The sequence below is a fragment of the Bradyrhizobium sp. Mp19 genome (assembly GCF_029952935.1).
In the GTDB taxonomy this organism is placed as follows: Bacteria; Pseudomonadota; Alphaproteobacteria; order Rhizobiales; family Xanthobacteraceae; genus Bradyrhizobium; species Bradyrhizobium elkanii.
Window position 1 is genome coordinate 62,144 of record NZ_JASAUT010000037.1, and the last position, 19,589, is coordinate 81,732.

Annotated in this window: 18 protein-coding genes; 13 read left to right on the forward strand and 5 right to left on the reverse strand. The window is 61.7% G+C overall.

Features of this window, described 5'->3' with window-relative positions:
- Positions 1–76: 76 nt before the first annotated feature.
- Both QJT82_RS31170 and QJT82_RS31175 read right to left on the reverse strand, forming a co-directional pair.
- On the reverse strand, positions 77–730 hold the full coding sequence (locus QJT82_RS31170; protein ID WP_018270054.1) for a 4Fe-4S cluster-binding domain-containing protein: 654 nt from the start codon (positions 728–730) through the stop codon (positions 77–79).
- Complete coding sequence (locus tag QJT82_RS31175; protein ID WP_028345390.1) at positions 727–2,556, reverse strand: AAA family ATPase; 1,830 nt, start codon at positions 2,554–2,556, stop codon at positions 727–729. The genes QJT82_RS31170 and QJT82_RS31175 overlap by 4 nt, the downstream gene beginning before the upstream one ends.
- A 634-nt stretch (positions 2,557–3,190) precedes the next feature.
- Between QJT82_RS31175 and QJT82_RS31180 the strand changes: the two genes are divergently transcribed.
- The 8 genes from QJT82_RS31180 to QJT82_RS31215 all read left to right on the forward strand — a co-directional run bounded on the left by QJT82_RS31180 (position 3,191) and on the right by QJT82_RS31215 (position 12,641).
- Complete coding sequence (locus QJT82_RS31180) at positions 3,191–3,451, forward strand: hypothetical protein (protein WP_018270056.1); 261 nt, start codon at positions 3,191–3,193, stop codon at positions 3,449–3,451.
- A 1,666-nt stretch (positions 3,452–5,117) separates the two neighbouring features.
- Positions 5,118–5,636 (forward strand): hypothetical protein, encoded by a 519-nt coding sequence (locus QJT82_RS31185; protein ID WP_141382005.1) that lies wholly within the window; start codon positions 5,118–5,120, stop codon positions 5,634–5,636.
- The gene (locus QJT82_RS31190; protein WP_018270058.1) at positions 5,633–6,217 is read left to right on the forward strand and encodes a hypothetical protein; all 585 of its coding nucleotides are present in this window, start codon (positions 5,633–5,635) and stop codon (positions 6,215–6,217) included. Before QJT82_RS31185 ends, QJT82_RS31190 begins: the two co-directional genes overlap by 4 nt.
- A gap of 1 nt (position 6,218) precedes the next feature.
- Positions 6,219–9,635 carry a UvrD-helicase domain-containing protein gene (locus tag QJT82_RS31195; RefSeq protein WP_018270059.1) on the forward strand — a complete coding sequence of 1,139 codons (3,417 nt, stop codon included), beginning with the start codon at positions 6,219–6,221 and terminating at the stop codon, positions 9,633–9,635.
- Between the two features lie 89 nt (positions 9,636–9,724).
- Positions 9,725–10,237 carry a hypothetical protein gene (locus tag QJT82_RS31200; protein ID WP_018270060.1) on the forward strand — a complete coding sequence of 171 codons (513 nt, stop codon included), beginning with the start codon at positions 9,725–9,727 and terminating at the stop codon, positions 10,235–10,237.
- The gene (locus QJT82_RS31205; RefSeq protein WP_028345389.1) at positions 10,230–10,727 is read left to right on the forward strand and encodes a hypothetical protein; all 498 of its coding nucleotides are present in this window, start codon (positions 10,230–10,232) and stop codon (positions 10,725–10,727) included. The genes QJT82_RS31200 and QJT82_RS31205 overlap by 8 nt, the downstream gene beginning before the upstream one ends.
- On the forward strand, positions 10,675–11,199 hold the full coding sequence (locus QJT82_RS31210; RefSeq protein ID WP_196238274.1) for a hypothetical protein: 525 nt from the start codon (positions 10,675–10,677) through the stop codon (positions 11,197–11,199). Before QJT82_RS31205 ends, QJT82_RS31210 begins: the two co-directional genes overlap by 53 nt.
- Positions 11,196–12,641, forward strand: coding sequence for a hypothetical protein (locus QJT82_RS31215; RefSeq protein WP_028345388.1), 1,446 nt, complete (start codon positions 11,196–11,198; stop codon positions 12,639–12,641). Before QJT82_RS31210 ends, QJT82_RS31215 begins: the two co-directional genes overlap by 4 nt.
- Before the next feature lie 86 nt (positions 12,642–12,727).
- Here the strand turns inward: QJT82_RS31215 and QJT82_RS31220 are convergent, their stop codons facing one another.
- Positions 12,728–12,919, reverse strand: coding sequence for a hypothetical protein (locus QJT82_RS31220; RefSeq protein ID WP_240536955.1), 192 nt, complete (start codon positions 12,917–12,919; stop codon positions 12,728–12,730).
- On the opposite strand from QJT82_RS31220, the gene QJT82_RS31225 reads away from it, so the two are divergent.
- The 5 genes from QJT82_RS31225 (at position 12,827) to QJT82_RS31245 (ending at position 17,756) form a co-directional block, all read left to right on the forward strand.
- Complete coding sequence (locus tag QJT82_RS31225) at positions 12,827–13,813, forward strand: metallophosphoesterase (protein WP_240536953.1); 987 nt, start codon at positions 12,827–12,829, stop codon at positions 13,811–13,813. The two genes, QJT82_RS31220 and QJT82_RS31225, sit on opposite strands and share 93 nt — an antisense overlap.
- Positions 13,813–16,491, forward strand: coding sequence for an AAA family ATPase (locus QJT82_RS31230; protein ID WP_018270065.1), 2,679 nt, complete (start codon positions 13,813–13,815; stop codon positions 16,489–16,491). Before QJT82_RS31225 ends, QJT82_RS31230 begins: the two co-directional genes overlap by 1 nt.
- 53 nt (positions 16,492–16,544) lie before the next feature.
- Positions 16,545–16,805 carry a DUF2937 family protein gene (locus QJT82_RS31235; RefSeq protein ID WP_028345387.1) on the forward strand — a complete coding sequence of 87 codons (261 nt, stop codon included), beginning with the start codon at positions 16,545–16,547 and terminating at the stop codon, positions 16,803–16,805.
- A 310-nt stretch (positions 16,806–17,115) separates the two neighbouring features.
- A complete protein-coding gene (locus QJT82_RS31240) occupies positions 17,116–17,421 on the forward strand; it encodes a hypothetical protein (RefSeq protein ID WP_018270067.1) in 306 nt (101 codons plus the stop codon).
- Positions 17,418–17,756 carry a hypothetical protein gene (locus QJT82_RS31245; RefSeq protein WP_018270068.1) on the forward strand — a complete coding sequence of 113 codons (339 nt, stop codon included), beginning with the start codon at positions 17,418–17,420 and terminating at the stop codon, positions 17,754–17,756. Before QJT82_RS31240 ends, QJT82_RS31245 begins: the two co-directional genes overlap by 4 nt.
- Here the strand turns inward: QJT82_RS31245 and QJT82_RS31250 are convergent.
- Together QJT82_RS31250 and QJT82_RS31255 are read right to left on the reverse strand one after the other, a co-directional pair.
- Positions 17,753–18,286: a hypothetical protein gene (locus tag QJT82_RS31250; RefSeq protein WP_018270069.1), complete on the reverse strand. Its 534-nt coding sequence runs from the start codon at positions 18,284–18,286 to the stop codon at positions 17,753–17,755. The genes QJT82_RS31245 and QJT82_RS31250 overlap by 4 nt on opposite strands.
- A 967-nt stretch (positions 18,287–19,253) precedes the next feature.
- Positions 19,254–19,589 (reverse strand): hypothetical protein (locus QJT82_RS31255; protein ID WP_281446671.1); only part of this gene is annotated, 336 nt, incomplete at its 5' end.

A 19,589-nucleotide genomic window follows, 5' to 3' on the forward strand; every position in this document is an offset into this window, starting at 1 on the left:
ACGTGCCTTCGCAGAAGATCTCGGTGACGGGACGTTCGGTGGTGCAGTTCGGACAAAGTCTGATCATCATTAAATTCTAAAGAGAGGGGAAACGGGTATCTTCCGAAATTCCAAGCGTCGATCCGCTGCCTTCGAGCATATGTTGCAGGCGCCGGAAGTCGCCGCGCGCGGGAATGCCCGCAAGCCAGACGTCTCCGTTATCGTCGAACATCACGTCGAACGCGCGATCTTTTTCGCCGATGGGGCGGTCGAAGCTCTCGAACCGAGCGCGGCCTAAGGGAGTCAATAGATGCAGCTCCTGATTGTCGCTGCCACGAAGCGCCATGGTCTGCGCCTCTTCGATCTCGAACGGTCCGGAAACGATCGCGTCGATGAGCGATGGTGAGGCCGCGAGCGCATCGCAGATCGTGGGCCAAGAATACCCGGTAAAGACCAGGATATCGGCGTCCGTTCGAGTTCGCAGGCCTGTCAAAAGATCGAACAAGGCCTCGCGCTGGTCGAAAGGCTCTCCACCCGAAATCGTAATGCCATCGGCTATCGAAAGCCATGGGGAAACCGCCTCGACGACCGCCTCTACGACCGTCGTTCCGCGTCCGTGCACCCAAGTGTCCATGGAGATGCACCCTGGGCAGCGGATCGAACAACCTTGAAACCAGATCCCGATCCGTCGGCCGGGACCCAACGTCGTGACCGGGAAATGGATGCGCGACAGATTGACCATCTTTTTCATGGGGGCGGCTCGCTTACGAGCTCGATCGTCGTCGATGGGCCAGGGCGGACGCTTTCGATCCTGTATCTGCGGCCGGCTCCTGCTCCGTTATCGAACAGAGCCCGCGAGAGCGGGTTGATGAGATGAGATTCCACCTGGTTGCGGATACCTCGGCCGCCATTCGAAAGATCAGCCACGCACAGGCCGCGAAGCACCTCCCGGGCAGCGCTGCTCAACGTGACATCATAGCCGAGCGAATTGACGTCCTTGAGCAAATTGTCGACCATCTGATCGAATATCTCGTTTGCGACCTCGGGACGAATGAAGTCGAAAACGATGACGTTCTCTCCGATGCGGTTCAATATCTCGGGCCGGTTGAGAACCTGTTTGAAGTGCCTTTCGATCTCGCCTCGGACCTTGCTGCGCACCGCTTCGAACGTCTCGTCGGGCGTGACGTTGGCAATTCTTTCGCCGGACGGTCCCGGTACGTAGATGCCTAAATTAGACGTGAAGACAATGAAGGCTTCTGAAAAATAGACGCGATCGCCTCGTCCGGAGGTCAGGACGCCGTCATCGAGGACCTGGAGGAATTTGTCGAGAATCCTCGGATGAGCCTTCTCGATCTCGTCGAACAGGACGACGCTGAAGGGCTTTTCGCGGATCGCGTTCGTAAGCTCGCCTCCGACGTCATATCCGATATAGCCGGGCGGTGCGCCGATCAGCCGCTGATCGGAGTGCTCGGCGCTAAACTCCGACATGTCGAAGCGGATATATGCAGATTCGTCGCCGAACAGCAGGCTCGTGATCGTTTTCGCCAGTTCCGTTTTGCCGACGCCGGTGGGCCCAGCAAGGAAGACCACGCCCCTTGGCCGGCCGCCCCGCGGCGATTGGCCGATCCCGGTCACCGCGCGCTTGACGATATCAAGCATATGCGTGACTGCGTGAGACTGTCCCTTGACGCGTCGCCTGACGAATTCTTCGCCCGAGCTGATCTTATCGCGGCTGATCTTGCGCCAGGGATCCTCGGTCACGCCCACTTTGAAGCGCCGCACGGCATCGCCGATCCGATCGAATTGGACGCCCTCGCTGCGGGCGAGCTGCGCGACCGCGCTCACGTCCAGTAACAGAAGGCCTTCGGTCTCATCCACGAATGCTTGAGTGCACTTCTCTAATTCCGATTGTTCCGCGTCCTGCGCACCCGGAAGACCGCGGACAAGAGAGCGGATCATGCTTCTTCTCGCAAGATGATCCGGTCGTCCGATCGGGATGTGTCTGATCTTCGGGTTTCCGATCAGGAACCAGTCGGACAGATCGCCCTCCTTGTCGACGATCCAGACCACCGTATTGAAGAAGGGCAGGCGCTTGTCGCCCGCCGGACGCGCACGCGCCGCATGAGAGAGGATCAGCGCCCGGGAGAAAAGCTGGTGCTCGGCAGGTGATAAGGCGTCGTTTCGGGCGACCAGTCTGGAGGCAAAGTCGACGATCAGGGCCGAGGGTTGTCCTTCAGCGGTGACGTGCCGCTCAAGCGTCGTCGATAGAAGGTCGATCCCGCCTGCCGCAGCGCCACCCGTCGGCATCAGACCCAATCGCGTGAGGCAGCTTCCGTCCCCCGGCTCGATATCTCTAAATCCGTTCAGAACATCGAACCATGCGATCTGGGCGTAACCAGCTGCCTTCAAGACGTCCGGCAAGACCCTGGATAGGGGCGCTGCGGTCACCTCGCCCGGAACAATTTCGTGCATCTGAAGGTCGCGGGTATTGCCCGAGAGCACGAATTGGCTGCGCAGAGGCAGAAAGCGCCGCAAATCGCGGAGCCATCTGGCTTTTTCGACCGATCTGTCGTGCAACGAGAACGCCCCCTTGTACCCGTGTTACGCGATTATAAGCTATCCTACTCGCCGATTTCGAGAGGATTTCCCAGGAGTCCATAGGGAATTGGGATAAGCCGGTAAGAGGAAATAGGCAGAGCGGCCGAGATCCCGCGGCTCGTAAATGGGGAGCATCGAAGCGGAGCATTCGTCAGATGCCGGCGATTTGGCCAAGTGATTTAAGCATCTATACCCGGCAAAAACGCGATTTGAATGTCGCTGCTGCCGACCTCGAAGATCATTCAAGGAGATCTGGCTCCATTCGATGCGCGCTGACTGCTGTGAGGCAGCATCGTTGGCGACGGCGAACGACCGATCGGTGGGAGCTGAGGACACAGATTTCGGCCCAAGATGCAGGTTTCGCAGGCATCGGCTCGATCGCGAACTGATCGCACCTGTCGATCATCTTGAAGTCACCTAGCGCGCGCAAATGACCGAACCGGCTATGGCTCCGCGGCGGAAAGAATTCGCGACGGCAGGCAGCACATCGTTACCCTCAGAAGAGATGAGGGACGCGCTGCGGTACGGCTGAGGAGATGCGCCCGACGGTCCAGCGCGTCCAAGTTCGTTTCGACCTGACCTTGAAATACGCTTAAGGGATCTTCAGGCGTTCATGAACAGCAAAAAGAAGCGCGCCTCCGGCACGGACATCACGCTCTCCTCGATGGTGGAGTTTATTACCGAAAGGGTTCTGGAACCTAGCCGCGTCATCGTCGATAGGAATCTTCTGCGGCTCTATCTATCAGCCGATGGAATGATGCACGATGAGTTTTGGTCGGCATGGGTGGAAGGGCGCTCCATTGGTCTAAGGCGGCCCGCGACGTCCCAGATACGGCGCGACTTCACAACACGGTCTACGAACGGCTTGCTATGAAATCTGTACGCAACTACACGAGCTTCGGCCCGTATCGACCGGTTGCCTTGCAGAACCATCTCAAAGCGAAAAAATACTTCGAAGATGACGTGAGCCATCAGGAAAAATCCCCTGACGCAACCCTGTAAGCCGGACCCGTAGTCATGCGACCTTCAATGTTGATGAACCTTAGGCGCGTTTCGTGAAGACTCACCAGGATCTCGCACAAGCCTCCTGGGGCTGGTGCCAACGCCACTGCGCTCTTATTTCAAGCGGGCGCGTTGCTGTTTGCAACTGAGCCGGCCGAGTCCCTGCTAGCTGTTGAGTGTTTCCGAGCGGTTCTTCGAGAGCTCGCGTGGCAGCGGTGCCATCCGGGATCGCGAGCTATCGGCCAATTGCTATTCTTTTTGGCTGTCATCTGGACGCCGTCGTCGCCTCTTTGCGATCAGGCCGAGAAGCACGAGTACGGACCCAGCAGCTATCATGAGAACCGCGATGATTTTCTCCCAATCCACGGTTAAGGCGTTCACAGCTATTGCTCTCCTCCGATAAGCGCACGCTGTTTCATGGCGCCAACCAGTGCCAGAGCTTGATCCTTGACGAGCCCAGGACCCAGCTCCAACGGTTCGATTGTGGTCGAAATGACGAGAAAGAAACGCCCCAGCGATACAGGCTGAGGCCAGAGCAACTTGGTCCGCCGATCATAGATCAGCGCTCCGACATGGGGGATATTTATGGATATGCCGATGATCGAAGCTTTGGCGACGCTTTCGCGAGAAGGCGTCGGGTCGGCACGGCAACAAGCAGGGCGCATACGAAAGGACCAAGCGTCTCACTTACAATACGTTTGCTCCGTTCGCTCTCGTAGAGCACTATCGGTATCTCATGCTGTTCGCTAGGTCACAGGTACTTGCATGAGCACTAGCTGAATCGGGAAGCCATGAACGAAAAAGGTCTGTCCGAAGCGTACCGAGCGTGTCTTCTTCCGTCCGGAGGCAATCACAAGCGGACATAAAATCAGTTATGTTTTCTACGGCTACTCTTATTTCAGATGGCTCTGCGTGCTATGTGATTGCAGTACTTATATGTTGCAACCAGCGCCTTGATGCAAATCATCTCAGTTCGCGTAAGGAATTTTCGTGCGTTCGTCGATGAGACGGTTACTTTCGAGCCGAGCACCTGCCTTGTCGGTCCGAATGGTGCAGGCAAGTCGGCGGTTTTGGCAGCGCTTAACATTCGCTGCTCTCGATCTTGTCTTTGAGAACGGTCCGGCGTCCGATTGGTACGGGTAGTGGTGTGGCATAATCAGAAGCCTCCCGGGCTAGCACAAAATCGGATTGCACGGCTGTGATCCCATCTCTATACGCGAGCATTACGCCAGATCGGCAATTTCAGGTAGTCGCGCATGCCTCGTCCACTTCGCAAGACTAAAGCAGACGGAACGTTTTATCAGAGACGCCCAGAGATCGAGGCGTCCCTTGACGGGCTGCTCTCGCAACCGAGGGCGTCGATCGTCGATCGATGCTCCGTATCGGATCCGACGGAGTTCGGATATCTCCCGTCCGAATGCCTGCTTCACCTGGTGAGGGAGGCCAAGTTCGACAATTCCGATGACCACTTTGAAGCTCTCTACAGGGTGCTAAGGCGGCGGGTATTGGCGAGGCTGCCACGACCTGAAGTAGGACACATGCCGGAAGGAAATTCATTGGAATCTCAGACTAAAGTCGATACCGGTGAGGCCGTCATGTTCTGGTTCGAGGAACTTTTGATGCTGGATCGTCAAGGCTACGAGGAACGGCTCGATTATTTGGAGGTCAATTTCGATCACGCGGTAGCGGCTGCGAGGACGACGGCGAAGCGGAGTGCTCAACGCCGCGAGAATCGGGCGGTTCCGATGACCTACGACGATGAGACGAGCGAATTGAATGCCGAGATTGAGAAGGCTGCCGCCGGTCAAAATCCGATGTCGGACTCGAAACTTGACGATCCCGGTTACCGGTCGAGGCTGTATGCTGCGATTGAACGCTTACCGGAGCCGCTACGTCTAGTCGTGGTGTTGCTGCTGAAGGGCTATCCGATCGAATCGAAGGAGCATGGGGTCCGCGATATCGTCAGCATTCTCGGATGTGCCGAGAAGACCGTGCGAAATCGCAGAAAGAGGGCGTTCGAGGTGCTCCGGCAGGCACTTGACGAGGAAGAGACATGACTACCTTGAAACCGGACATGCCTTTGGAGGAGGTGCTCCTCGCATTCTCCATGGAGCCCGCACATGACAGGTCAACGCTCGATCATTACCTCACTCTTTATCCTCAATACACCGCGGATCTGCTCGACTTGTCGCTCGGCCTCTGCATCAAAGGTCGAGGAATCTCCGACGCCGTCGAGGACGAAGACACTTTTCAACGCGCCTTGAAGCAATTGCGAGGTGGCGGCCCGGCCGCGACCCGTAGCTCCGCGAATCCCTTCGACGCATTCCGAGGAGCTTCCTTCGTCGCCTTGGCGGACAGATTGCGAGTTCCCAGGTCAGTACTCATCGCGTTTCGCGATCGCCTCGTGGTCGCGTCCTCCGTGCCTCAGCTCTTTCTGGCTCGGATCGCTCGCGCCGTTCAGATCACAGTCGCCGATCTGCTCGCGTACCTCGCCCTGCCGCCAGCGGTGGCAGGCGCCGTTAACTACAAGGCCGATGCCAAGCCGGCTTCGTCGGAGAAGGTGACGTTCGAGGCGCTCCTCGATTCGTCCGGCGTCACTCCCGAGCAGAAGGCGGACATCTACACGTCGTCCGAATAGCATGGATTCGATCGAGCTCGCGCGTCAGACCGCGGAACGGCTCCATTCGGAAGCCGTCGCGCGCGGCGCCGACCCCTGGAAGCCCTACGAATTCGCGACCGCCGAAGCGAAGAGGCGTGGCATCGTCGTCGAAAAGCTGCCGAAGGGCGACGTCCGACTGCGTGGCGCCCTCGCGTTGTGGGATCCCGATGCGCTGACCGTGCTCCACGAGGACGCCGGCGAAGATTTCGGAAACGCTTTCCTCGTAGGTCATGAACTGGGTCACATGGAACTTGGCGGGGCGAGTGAGGAAAACCTCTCGCTTGCAGCCGACCCTTCGCGGCCTGCGGAGGCGGCCCCGGTCGGCGCCGACCGGGTGATCGATTACGGTCGGCGCGAGCGTCGCGAAGTCCAAATGGACTTGTTCGGCCGCGAATTCCTTCTTCCCCGATCTGCCGCCCGGCGGCTCCACGTCGAAGAAGGCATGAGCGCGTCCGCCATCGCGTCGCGGCTGGGAGCTCCGTTCGGCGTCGTGGCGCAGCAGTTGTTGGACGGTCTGCTGCTGCCCGCCGTGACCGTCGACGTGCGTCCGCGCGAAGAAAAGCCGCTCAACGACGAACAGAAGGCGGCGGCGCAGCATTGGGGCTCTCCTTTTCTACTGGAGGCCGGGCCGGGCACCGGCAAGACGCAGACCCTCGTCGGAAGAGTCGAATGGTTGCTCGACATCAAGAAGGTGCCGGCTGACGAGATTCTCGTGCTCACTTTCTCCAACAAGGCAGCCGGAGAACTCGCGGACCGGATCGCGGCGAAGCAGCCGCGGGCCGCCGCGGCGATGTGGATAGGTACCTTCCACTCGTTCGGGCTGGACATCATCCGCCGGTTCTACGAACGCTTGGACCTGCCGCCGAACCCCCGCATGATGGATCGCACGGAGGCCATCGATCTGTTGTCCGACGGGTTTCCTCGACTCGACCTGACCCACTATCAGAACCTTTGGGATCCCTCATTCGAGATCAGCGACATCCTCGCGGCGATTTCGCGCGCCAAGGACGAGGTTGCGGATGCTACCCGCTATGCCCAACTCGCCGACGGCATGTTCGCCGCGGCGTCGTCCCCGGAGCAGATCGAGGCGGCGGAGAAGTGCAAAGAGGTCGCCAAGGTCTACGCTTTCTACGAAGCCTTGAAGCGCGAACGGAAGTGCTTGGACTTCGGTGACCTCGTATCTATGCCTGTGCGGCTCGTCGAGTCCGACGGCGTGGTTCTGGAGCACCTCCGTGGCCGGCACCGCCATATCCTGGTGGATGAATTCCAGGACGTGAATCGTGCCAGCGTACGCCTGCTCAAGGCGATCGCCGGCGATGGCGCGAACCTGTGGGTGGTCGGCGACGCCAAGCAATCCATCTACCGGTTCCGCGGCGCTTCCTCCGTGAACGTGGCGCGATTCGGCAAGGAGGATTTCGCCGGGGCGAAGCGCGGCAGATTGACGGTCAATTATCGATCTACCAAAGAGATCGTCGACACTTTCGTCGAGTTCGCCAGCCGGGACATGAAGGCCGCCGCGGGTGATGAGGTTGGTCTGAAGGCGGAGCGGGGGCGTTCCGGTGTCAAACCGCAATACCGGGCGGTCGACGTCGCCCCCGACGAGATCGTGGCCGTCGCCGAGGCGATTGCCGAGAACAGGGCTGCCGGCATTTCCTACCGGGACCAAGCGGTTCTCTGCACGGGAAACGAACGTCTTGGGCGGCTTGCTTCCGGCTTAGAGAGCCTCGGCGTTCCGGTGCTCTACCTCGGCAGCCTGTTCGAGCGGGACGAAATCCAGGAACTGCTGTCCTTGCTCTCGATGCTGACGGACCGCCGGGCCATGGGCCTCGTCCGCGTGGCGACCATGCCGGAATTCCGCATGGAGCTTTCGGATGTCGGCGCGGTCATTCAGTATCTGAAGACCGCCGATGACCAGCCGGTGGAGTGGCTCGAGCGGATCGTCGATATTTCGGGCCTGTCGCCCGCCGGGCAGGAAGCACTCACGAAGCTTCGCATCGCATTTGATGGATTCGACTCCAAGTCCGATCCTTGGTCCGTCGTCGCGAAATTTCTGCTCGACCGGACGAGAATCGCCGCGGGAATTTCGACGTCCGATCTGATGTCGGTCAGGGCTCGCGGCGTCGCGATGTGGCAGTTCATGAATTTTGCGAGATCGCAACCCGCTGCGGCAGGCTTGCCGGCGCGGCGTCTGCTCGATCGCATCCGGCGGCTGGTCCTGCTCTCGGATGAGCGGGACCTACGCGAATTACCGGCCGCCGCGCGGGGCATCGATGCCGTCAGACTCATGACGATCCACGGCAGCAAGGGCCTCGAGTTTCGCGCGGTACATATCCCGGGCATGAACGCAGACACTCTTCCCAGGTCGCCCAACCATGTCAGGGGGTGTCCGCCGCCCGACGGGATGGTGGAGGGAAGTCAAGGCACGGGCCTCGATGTCGTCAAGGCGGGTCACGTCGAGGAGCAGGAATGCCTGTTCTTCGTAGCGCTATCTCGAGCCCGCGACCGTCTTCTGCTGTACTCGCCGACCAGAACGGTCAACGGAAGAGCGCGAACGCGGTCTGCCTTCGTCGATAGACTTGGCGGCACGATCGAGAGCGGATCGGTCGATCCGCGCTCCTCGCTTCCTGCCCCTTCGGATGATCTTCCCGTCCCCGTTGGATTTCCGACCGGAATTCTGCTGACAGACCACAAGCTGGGGCTATTCGAGCGCTGTCCAAGGCGCTTTCTCTACACGCACGTGCTCGACGTCGGCGGAAGACGGACCGAAACGCCCTTCATGCGGATGCACGGAGCGGTGCGCGCGGTCGTCGAGGGGCTCATCCAGGATGAGTCGACCGACCCGTCGTCCGCCGAACTTGACGATCGGCTCGCGAACGCCTGGGATCTTCAAGGTCTCGACGACCAAGGCTATTCGGGCGACTTCAAGCTCGTAGCCAGGCAGCTTGTCGCGTTCTTCGTAAAATCCCGATCGGGATATGACAATCAGCCGATCGCCGAAATGCGTTTGACCGTGCCTGGCGGCGAGATCGTAGTCAGACCAGACGATGTGTTAATCTCCCGGGACGGGCGAACGCATGTTCGATCCGTTCGGACGGGGCATGCGGGTTCCAAGGATATGGAGTCAGTATCCACGGCCGTTTTCGTATTGGCGGCGCAGGGCAGCTTTCCTGGCTGCATCGTCGATCTGGTTCACCTGAGCGATGCGGCCGTCAATGCCGTGTCGATGAAGCCCAAGACCTTGGCCAGCAGGAAGGCGGCCGCCGGCGTAAACTTCGACGAGATCCGGGCTGGCCGGTTCCCGAGGAAGGAATCGGTCCGAACCTGTCCCAGATGCCCGGCCTTCTTCATATGCGGCCCGGTGCCCGGCGGGACCTTCGAAAAGCATTTCGAAAAATAACCGGCCGAACCGTTACCGGTCGGCGGATCTTGCGGCGATTGGTCAGTTGAAGGCGGCCCACCGGGGGCGCCGGCAACGGAGATCAACCCATGAATTCCCACAACAATCAGTCGACGGAGGGGAGCCTCGTCGAAGAGGCGGTCCACGTCGAGATCGAAATCGAGGATCGTATCGAGATCTTGACCTTGCCCGCGAGCGGCGAAGTCGAGCTGGTCGAGGTGATCCGCGAAAAACTCGCGATCGGCGAGGATTTCCATTTCTTCGAGCGCGGGCGCGACGAGCCATTCAAACATCACGATCGCGGCCGCAAGCACGTCCGCGTGGTCGCCCACCGCTGTCACGAGGTGAAGCTCGAGGTCCGCTTCGAACAGCATTCCAAGCCGCACCACTTCAAGCCCTCGACCACGGTGTTCAAGGCGCTGCAGTGGGCGGTCAGCAAGCACGCCTACGACCTCGATCCGACGAATGCGGCGAAGGCGAACCTGATCCTCCCCGACGCCGAGACGCCGCTGCCGCGCGATGACGTGCTCGGCAAGTACGTCAAGCCGGGCCACTGCACGCTCGTGGTCGACCTGACGCTCAAGGACTTCAGCAATGGCTGAGGAGACGAAGTCCGCCTCGCAGCGCTCGCTCGAAGATCAGCTCGGCTCCGTCCGCTTTCAGGCCGGAGCCGAGGAAGGCCGCTGGAAGGTTCTCCGCTACGCCTATCCGACGCTCGAGGTCGAGGTCACGGCCACCGACCCCTTCGGCGGCCGTACGGCGAGTTTCCAGTTTCAGCTCGTGTGCGACAACTTTCCGGCACAGGGCCCTTTCGTCCAGTATTGGGATCATGCGACCCGCTCTCGACCGGCGCCGCCAACCAACAGCTCTCCCGGGGTGGTCGATGCCTTGAAGCACTGGGAGCACGTTCCCGGCCAGCACGGCGGCATCTACCGGGCGTGGCAGCGTCACGCGGCTATGCACAACGCCTGGGCCACGAAGAGGCCCGACGAAGCCTGGCGGCGCGACCGTCACATCAACTTCATCATGGAGAATCTCTATGCGCTCGTTGCGGAACACGCTGCTTGGTTGGCTCGGTCTAGCGCCGCCTAGGCTGCGGTGCCGGCGCAAGGCGTGGGATGCCGGGGTCGTCGAGCTGGAACGCCGCACGTTGAACGGCCGCCGCGAAAGCGGCGCCTACTTGCTCGGAAACCACCGGCCGGATGGCAGCCGGGAGATTTCGGAGTTCGTCTTCTACGACGACATCGACCCGGCTGCGCTCGCGACCGGCATCGTGACCATCCGTCAGACGGCGTTGCCGCGGCTGTGGCAGGTCTGCCGGTCTCGAGGGCTGGGCGTGGTCGCCGACGTGCACGTTCATCCGCATGGCTACAGCCAGAGCGACTCGGACCAGGCCAATCCCGTCATCCCGCGCGTCGGCCATCTCGCACTGATTCTGCCCAACTTCGCGCGCGGGCGGCCACTGCCGGGCTCGATCGGCATATACGAATTCCTAGGCGCCGGAAGGTGGGCTTCGCACAGCGCCGAGGGCACGCGTTTCTTCAAGTTGGAGGGCGGATCATGACGAAGTTCTGGAAACGCTCGCGCATCACCAAGGCATTCGCCGACGCCTCGCAGGTCGAATCGTTTGCGGAAGCGGAAGCGCTCCTGGATTCCGTCAGGCTGGAAATCGTCGTCGGCGACGACCAGATCGAGACACCGGCGGGGCAGGCGGCGGCGCTCACGGCGGTAGCGACCGGCAAGAAATGCTTCGGCAGCGTCAACATCGTCGCCGCCAAGGACGCCGCGTTAGTCGCGAAGTTGCCGGTCGGCAGATCGGTGCTTGCGGCCGCCCAGTGGCTTGGTGCGCGACGGGCGGATGCGCCGAGTCCCAGGGCGACACATCGCATCTGCATCGGTGACGTGCCGGCCGCCGCGGTCTGGAGCATCGCGTGCTGGTGGAATCGATGGTTGGCGGGCATGCGTGCGTTCACGGACGACGCCGTCGGGGATTCGCGCCTTGCGCTCGCCGGCACGTTCGCCGGCGCGCTCGCGGTCAGGCAGGTATTCGCCTGCGCCGTCGCCGGTCGCAACGTCCTTCTGCGCGACGAGAGGGTATCGTTGTGGTCGCCTTGGACGGAGGCCAAGGACGAAGAAACCGGTCCTGAGCGTTTCGACGTGCCGGACAAACTCTGGCTGCTCGGGCTCGGCCATCTCGGTCAGGCCTTCGTATGGAATCTCTGTCTGCTCGGCGGCTCCGGAGAGAGACTTGCGGTGCTGCAGGACGATCAGCTCGTCGCAGAGGAGAACGAGGCGACGAGCCTGCTGGTGTCGCCGGGGGGCCGACAGCTCGGCCGCAAAAAGGCCAGAGCGGCCTCCGCCTGGCTGGAAGCGAGCGGCTGGCGGACCGACATCATCGAACGACGACATTTCGGCGACATCGCCTTGACGAAGGACGACCCGCCCTACCTCGTGTCGGGACTGGACAAGGTGGAGCCGAGACTCGTTCTCGCCAGACATGGATTTCCCTACATGATCGATGCCGGCATCGGGCACGGGCCGGGGGATTTCGAGGGAATTCAGATCAGGACGATCGCGAAGGGCCAGGCGATCGACGGGCTCTGGGGCGCGCCAACGGCCGGCGCCGCAAGCAGGGTGGAGATGCTCCAGGACAGTCCGGCGTATCGGGAGCTGGAGCGCCACATCGGCCGCTGCGGAACGTTCGAATTCGCCGAAGCAAGCGTGGCGGTGCCATTCGTCGGAGCGGCGACCGGAGCGCTGACGTTGGCCCATATCATTCGATTGGCTTCGCTCGAGGCCGTGCCGAGGCTGTTTCAGATCGAGCTCGGCGCTCCGCAGATGGTGACGTCGGCTGAGATGCTGCCGCTGCCGAATGTAAACCTCGGCAGCCACGAATACCTGCTTGGAGCTGCGCGCGACTCGGCCAGCCGCGACGCGGAGGATGAAGTCAAACGGCGTCGCTCGAGACGGCCCGCTATCCACAGCGGCGGCGAAAACGCTGGTTAATCAGGGAGAGCGGCGTCAACGTCCGCCGAAAGGGAATCACGTCATGCGAATCATCCATTCCGCCGACTGGCAGATCGGCAAAGTAATCAAGCAGTTCGGCAAAGGAGGAGACGCTGCGGCAGGCGCGCCTCGCCGCCATCGAACGCCTCGGCGTTCACGCGAGAGGCAACGGTGTGCGGCACGTCCTGGTCGCCGGCGATGTCTACGACAGCGAGGCGCCAAGCGCCCATACACTGCGCGCGCCGATCGAGCGCATGAAGGCGTTCGTCGATGTTCATTGGCACCTGCTTCCGGGCAACCACGATCCACATCGACCGGAGGGAGTCTGGGACCGCGTCGCGCAGCTCGGGTTGCCCGAGAACATCAACCTTCATCTGGCGCCGATTCCGGCGGCGCTTGACGAGAGCGTCATCCTTCTGCCGGCGCCGCTGCACCGCAAGAGTGAATTCGACGACATCTCGGCGTGGATGGACGCGGCGCAGACACCGCCCGGCGCGCTGCGGATCGGACTGGCGCACGGATCGGTGGTCGACTTCGGCAGCGGAGGCGAGGCCTCCAATCCGATCGATCCCGCGCGCGCGGCGAAGGCGCACCTCGACTATCTCGCACTCGGCGACTGGCATCGCACGCTGCAAGTGGGTCCCAAGACGTGGTATGCGAGAACGCCTGAACCCGATCGTGCGGGCGGCCAAGAGCAGGGGACCGCGCTCCTTGTCGATATCGCGGGGCCGGGCGCACCTCCTTCGATTACGCGCCTCGTCACCGGCACCTATCGGTGGGTCAGCCGCTCGGAGCGGATCGACGGCGAGGAAGCTTCCGCCGATCTCGATCGGCGGCTGCGCGAGGAGGCCGACCTATCGCGGTTGATCCTGCGCCTTAAGGTGGAAGGCAGCCTGCCGTTGGCCGCGTACGGAGAGTTCCGGCGCCGCATGACCGATCTCGACGCCGCGGTGTTCGATCTAGACCTGGATGAGGCCTCGCTGGCGGCGCGGCCGACGGAAGCGGATCTGGAGGCGATCGATTTTGACGGCGTGCTGCGGCGCTCCGCCGATCGACTGAAGAACGTTGTCGACGACTCCGCCGCCGCGCCCGAACTGCGGCGGCGGGCCGAGGAGGCTCTCGTCGAGTTGTATCTTCGCGCAGCCGGCCGCGCTCGCGAGGAGGCCGCCTGATGCTCATCAACGCACTCACCGTCGAAGGAATCGGTCGGTTCGGCGGCGTCGCGCGCGTCGATGGTTTCGGAGCGGGCGTCAACGTGCTGGCGGCAGGCAACGAGGTCGGCAAATCGACGCTCTTTAAGGCCATCCGCGCCTGCCTTTTCGTGCGTCACGACAGCAAGACCCAGGAGCTGAGGGATCTGGGATCCGACGACAGCCAGCTCCCCGCAACGGTTGAGCTGGACTTCGAACACGAGGGCAAGCGTTACGTCATCAAGAAGAGCTTTCTGCGTTCTCCCTCCGCTTTGCTGACGGAGAATGGTCGTGAGATTGCCCGCGCAGCCGAGGCCGACAAGGCCATCTGGGACATCTTGGGAATGGCACCCGGCAGCGGACGGAGCATCGACGAGGGAGCCTTCGGCCTCCTGTGGGTCGGCCAGGGGGCTTCTTTCAGCGCGCCAGTCCCGGGCTCGGGCGCCTCGTCGCTTCTCAATTCCGCCATCGAATCTGAAGTCGGCGTGCTCGTGGGCGGCGAGCGGGCGCGGTCGGCGATCGACGAGATCACCGGCGAGATACGGCGGAACATGACCGATAGCGAGCGCGCCCCGCGCAGCGACGGCCCCTTGTGGCGCGCGCGCGAACGATTGGAGCAGCGGCAGAAATCGGAAGCAGACGCTTGCGCGAAGGTCGCCGCTCTCGAGACGCAGTTCGCGGAGCTGGCCCGTTATCGGAGGCGGCATCGCGAGGTGACCGATCCGACCGCCTTGGCACAAATGATCCAAGAACTTGCGGACGCCCGAAACGGTCTGCGCGAGGCGCAGGCTGCCCATCAGGAGATCCGCAGCCTTGAAGCGGAGACCTTGTCGGCGCGGCGTGCGCTAGAAGGCGCGGCTCAACGCCTGCGCCAAATTCGCGAAATCGCCCAGCGCATCGATCGCAACCGTATCCTCGAAGCGGATTTGGGGGCAAGCCTGCCGGGGCATCTTGCGCGGGAACAGGAGGCGCGCATGTCGCTCGCGCGCACCACGGGGCTGTCGGCGGCGATGGAGAGCGAAGCCAAGGAATTGACCGTCAGGGAGCAGCATCTCGCGCGACTGGCCGCCGCGGTGCTTCGCGCCTCGCGCAAGGACGAATTGAATCGGCGGCTGGATGGGCTCGAACGGGCCTCCGGCAGCCTCACGGAAATCGACGCCCAGATCTCGCAGGTCTGCATTGATCCGGAAATCGTCGATCGGATCGACGATCTCGACCGCCAACTGGCGTCGTTAGATGCCCAGCTATCGGCGGCGGCGGCGACGTTGGCGATCGAAGTGGGCCCGGCGGGTGTCGGCCAAGTGCGGATCGGCCCGCTCGACGTCGACGGCAGTCACGCCGCGACCGTGTTGGCGCCGACCAGGATCACGATCGGAGAACTCGCGACGATCACGGTCACGCCGGCTCTTCATCCCCGGCACGAAACGCGGAATGCTCTTGATGCCCAGAGGTCGACGCTCCTCGCGACCGCAGGGGTGGGAAGCGCAGCGGAGGGGCGTGCGGCTCTCGCGCGCCGCCGCGAACTCGAGCATAACCGGCGCGGCATCCTCGCCGAGCTCAAAGGCCTGGAAGCGGGCCAGGATCCGGTGAAGGCTGGCGCGGTGATCAGATCCGAGCTCGCCGAAATCCAGGCGGCTATCGACGCAGTTCTTGCGACGACCGGCCGAGCGGCCTTGCCCGGTCAGGCGGAGATCGATGCTGAGAGTCTCGATTGCGAGCAGGGGCGAGCTTCGCTCGAAGCCCGACGCGAAAAGCTCGCGGCTGTCCGACAGGAGCATCAAAAGGCAGTGGAAGCCGCTGTCGAGCGACGCGCCGATCTCGCGACAAGGCTGGAATTCGTCCGTAAGAGCGTCGTCGAGGATCTCGTCCTTTGCCCCGACGCCGACCGCGCGGCCCGCGATGCCGCGCTCGTCGCCGAAGTGGCGGCATGCGAAACCATGCAGCAGACCAAGACCGCCACGCTTGCCGCCGTCCAACAGACAGCACCGGACTCCGCCGAGATCGAGCGCCGCGAATTGCGATGCGCGCGGCTCGAGAAGGCCATGGAAAACCACAATGCCGAGCTCATGTCGCTGGAGCGCGACATCGGCCGGCTCACCGGACAGATTCAGGCGGCCGGCGGCGACGGCGTCGGCGAAGCGTATGCCGCGGCCCAGGAACAACGCTGCATTGCCGAGCGCGAATACGCGCGCATCGAGGAACGCGTCTCCATGCTTCAGTTGCTGCGCGATACCGTCGGCGACTGTCTCGCCGAAGGCCGGGAGCGCTACTACGAGCCCGTTCGGCGGCATCTGCGGCCTTATCTCAACGAACTCTTCCCTGGGGCGGAACTCGAACTGGGCGAGGGCTTCGCGATCACTGGATTTAAAAGGGCGCGTTCGGAGAGTTTTAAGCGGCTCTCCGGCGGTACGCAGGAGCAGATTGCGGTTCTTGTTCGTCTCGCCATGGGCACCTTGCTGGCGGAACGCGGCGGCAACGTGCCGATCATCCTGGACGACGCGCTGGTCTATTGCGACGACGAACGTATCAACATGATGTTCGACGCGCTCAGCCGGGCCGGACGGCACCAGCAGATCATCGTGCTCACCTGCCGTCTGCGTTCGTTTGCTCCGCTTGGAGGAAATTTGCTGCGGGTACAGACGAGCGGCGAACTCCAGTAACGGGAAAGCTCGTCCTGCTGGAAGGTCTTGGGTCACGGCCCGTCCTCGCATTAATGGCGCGCAACCCCGAACGGCTCGTGCGGGATCAAGGCGCCGAAATGTCAAAGACCATCGCCCGTCTCGCCAATCTGCGCCGACAGCAGGTTTCGCTTCAAACGCCGGACGCCTTTGGCCGTTTGTTCGCCTTTGTCGCCGAATGCGATGGCGAGGTTGCCTCCCGGACGTGGCAAGAATTCCGTTTTGCGCTGTCCGTCTCCCCGGATACGGTCGTTCTGGCGATCGTGGGTTTTGCGATCGCTATGCGCTGCTCCTAATCGCCTCGAACAGACCAGGGCGCTTCGCGACGACATAGAAGCATTCGACGGTCGTGTTCCCACCCACACGCGCATTCGATTGTTTGCGGGACTGCCGACATGTACATGCGCTCGCGCCCGCTATCGATCCCGTTTCTTGGATTGCAGCCCCGCAAAGGTCGCTCTTCGAGATCAGGCGTCGTCTCAAGTTGGCAGCCGGGTCGGTGCGGCCCGCGGGTTCCGCAACTCGCCAGGCCTCGGTAGTGGGTCAGTTTGATTGTGGCGAGGTTCCCCACTGGTATGTTGACTGTCAACGTCGCATATTGCGGAAATGACCAAGGCGCTCGGCATCAAAGAACAGAAGATCATGGACTATCTCCATGAGCATGTTTTTGACCCGATTTTAGTGTCCCCGACCGCCTCCAATAGCCTTAAGCAGGGCATTAGGCTGACCATTATCCGTATGACGGAGCGGGATGCCGTTGGCATGGTCGACTATTTCTGGGCAGCCCTGAAAGGTACGCCAAGAAGCGTAGGATTCGCCGCCAAGATGAAGAAGGAAGGATTTGAGCGCTTCGAGGAGAAGTTAGAGGAATTTCGGGATCGCTTCGGCAACGATTTTTTGAGGCGGCCATGACCCCCAAGCGCCCCAGAGACCCCAACCAACTCGCCAAGCGGATCCTTGATATCGCGACAGGCGAGACGCCTGACCGCGATCCTACGCCAGAGGAAGAGGGTAAGGACCCGGCTGCGGTCGCGCTAGGGAAGAAGGGCGGTAAGGCGCGGGCGGACTCTATGACCCCGGAGCAGCGGGCGGAAATTGCTCGGAAGTACGCCATCGGCAAGGGCCACTCGGTTAGTGTCCTGTGGCGCGGCGGGGAAGTGGATAGCATCTTTGGTTTTGCCAGCGAGCATGAAGCACTGGAATGGATCAGGGATAAATCGCAGGGCTGGCTGCTAGAACAGGTCTAACCCCAAGCTTCGCTCTCAATGAGAACCAATAGGTTTTGGCGAAACCGGGTGAGATTTTGGAGCGCGTTATTGTGCGTTTTGTTTATTGCTCCGAAGAATTGTCCCGCCATCATTCCGGTTCTGTCTAGGAAACGTTCTCTCGCCGCTATACCCATGTGATTGCCGATCCAATCGGCGCATGAGTTCACCCAGGCGTCCACTTCATCGATGTACCGATCGAATTCGCTTTCTGGAATGTCCTTCGGCAATTTGCGGTCAATAATGGGGCCGACCGAAACATAGAAACCTTGGAGAGCTTGTTGCTTGAGGCTCTTTGATGTCCTGAACCATCGGCGGACATAGGCGAGCGCAAACCAGACCGTCAGCGGCGCCAGCGCCCACGCGTATGATAGATCGCGAAGCCAATCTATCGGCACGGCGAAGGCCTTCGCGAGAGTGTAGATAAGCGAAAGAGGGGCCGCGACCCAGCCGACCACGGCAAAGCCGTCGTTTCCAAGGTCGGAAAGGAATGACCGGAATCTCTTCCACATACCGCGAATGTAGGCGGTGGTTCCGTTCCGGGCGAGTCATAGCTAAGCGCTTCCCGAATTAACCAAGAGATTTCTTTCGGGGTCAGTTTCAAACTGACCACTACCCAGGCGTCCTGCTGGCGCCGTGAAAGTTCCGCCGTTCCTACGGGTGGGCGGCGATTCGACCTTTTCTAGAAAAAAACTCCAACGGCTTTACCGGTCGAGCCTTCATCGATCGATTGATCTCATGAAGGCAGGTGCAGGGCCATGCCTTCCGGTAAGCCGCCGGCCGCCGGACCAGTTGTAGCGTGCCTCAACGGGGCGACCTGCGAATGCGAAAGGAACAATATGAATACGACAGCAGCGAAGCGTGTCCCGATCGGGACCAGAGCGCGCACCGGGGAAATCTGCCCCGAAAGCGGAGTCTGGAAGGTCGAGAGCACGCCCAGCACGACGGCCCCGATCGCTAAGAGCAACCGCATGCCTCCCTACGACGGCAAGGCGGTGACCTGGGTCCTTTCCCAATACGCATGACCGGGCGCCCGCTACGGCGGGCGTTCACCCTTTCCTCTCTCAGCGGTACCGTTTCGAAATTTACCTACGGGTCGAAGCGGCTGACGTGCCAGAAAACGTCCCCGCGAGAAGCACGACGCTTTGCGTCAGACAGAACTCGCGCTCGCTTCGCGGCAAAACCAGTCAAAGAACCTACTGACGCGACATCGTCGCCGTGCCGACGCGGTGCCCGCTTATGCTCGCAAGCCATCTTGAAGGCCAGCAAAATCAAACACCGCGGAGGTCGGCGCGCGCCGGCGTCGCCCACTAGGTAGCGGGCGTGGCTACTGGACGAAGAAGGAGGGCTCGATCGACGCCTTCGTAACGACGCCGGCCGGGCAGATATCCATGGTGGTCAAGCGGCCTACATGACCCGCAGCCGCAAGGCGGCCGCCCAAATTTGTCCAATACATCGCGGTGCACGAGGTCGGCCGTGTCAGATCAGTTGCGGCGATGGCGTCAACTCCGTTCGCGTCCGTGTGATGTCTTCGGTGACATAGGGGAGGACCGGCCTGCTGTGGAAGCCGTTTTTTCGTCGAAATTCAAAGTCAGCGCTGCGCGAGCCATGGGTTGCATTGAGCAGGGTCGACAATGCGCTTGCACGGCAAGCGGTTGAGGATGTCGGGTTCGGACGGGTGATCGAACCAGGTCCAGGAAGAGATCGCAGGGCGTCTGGGACATCGACCTGTACACTTTGAACCGCCCCGGGATTGCCGGAGGCCCCAACTCCTGAGAAGGTGGGGCCGTTATGAGCAAGACGACGACGAACAAA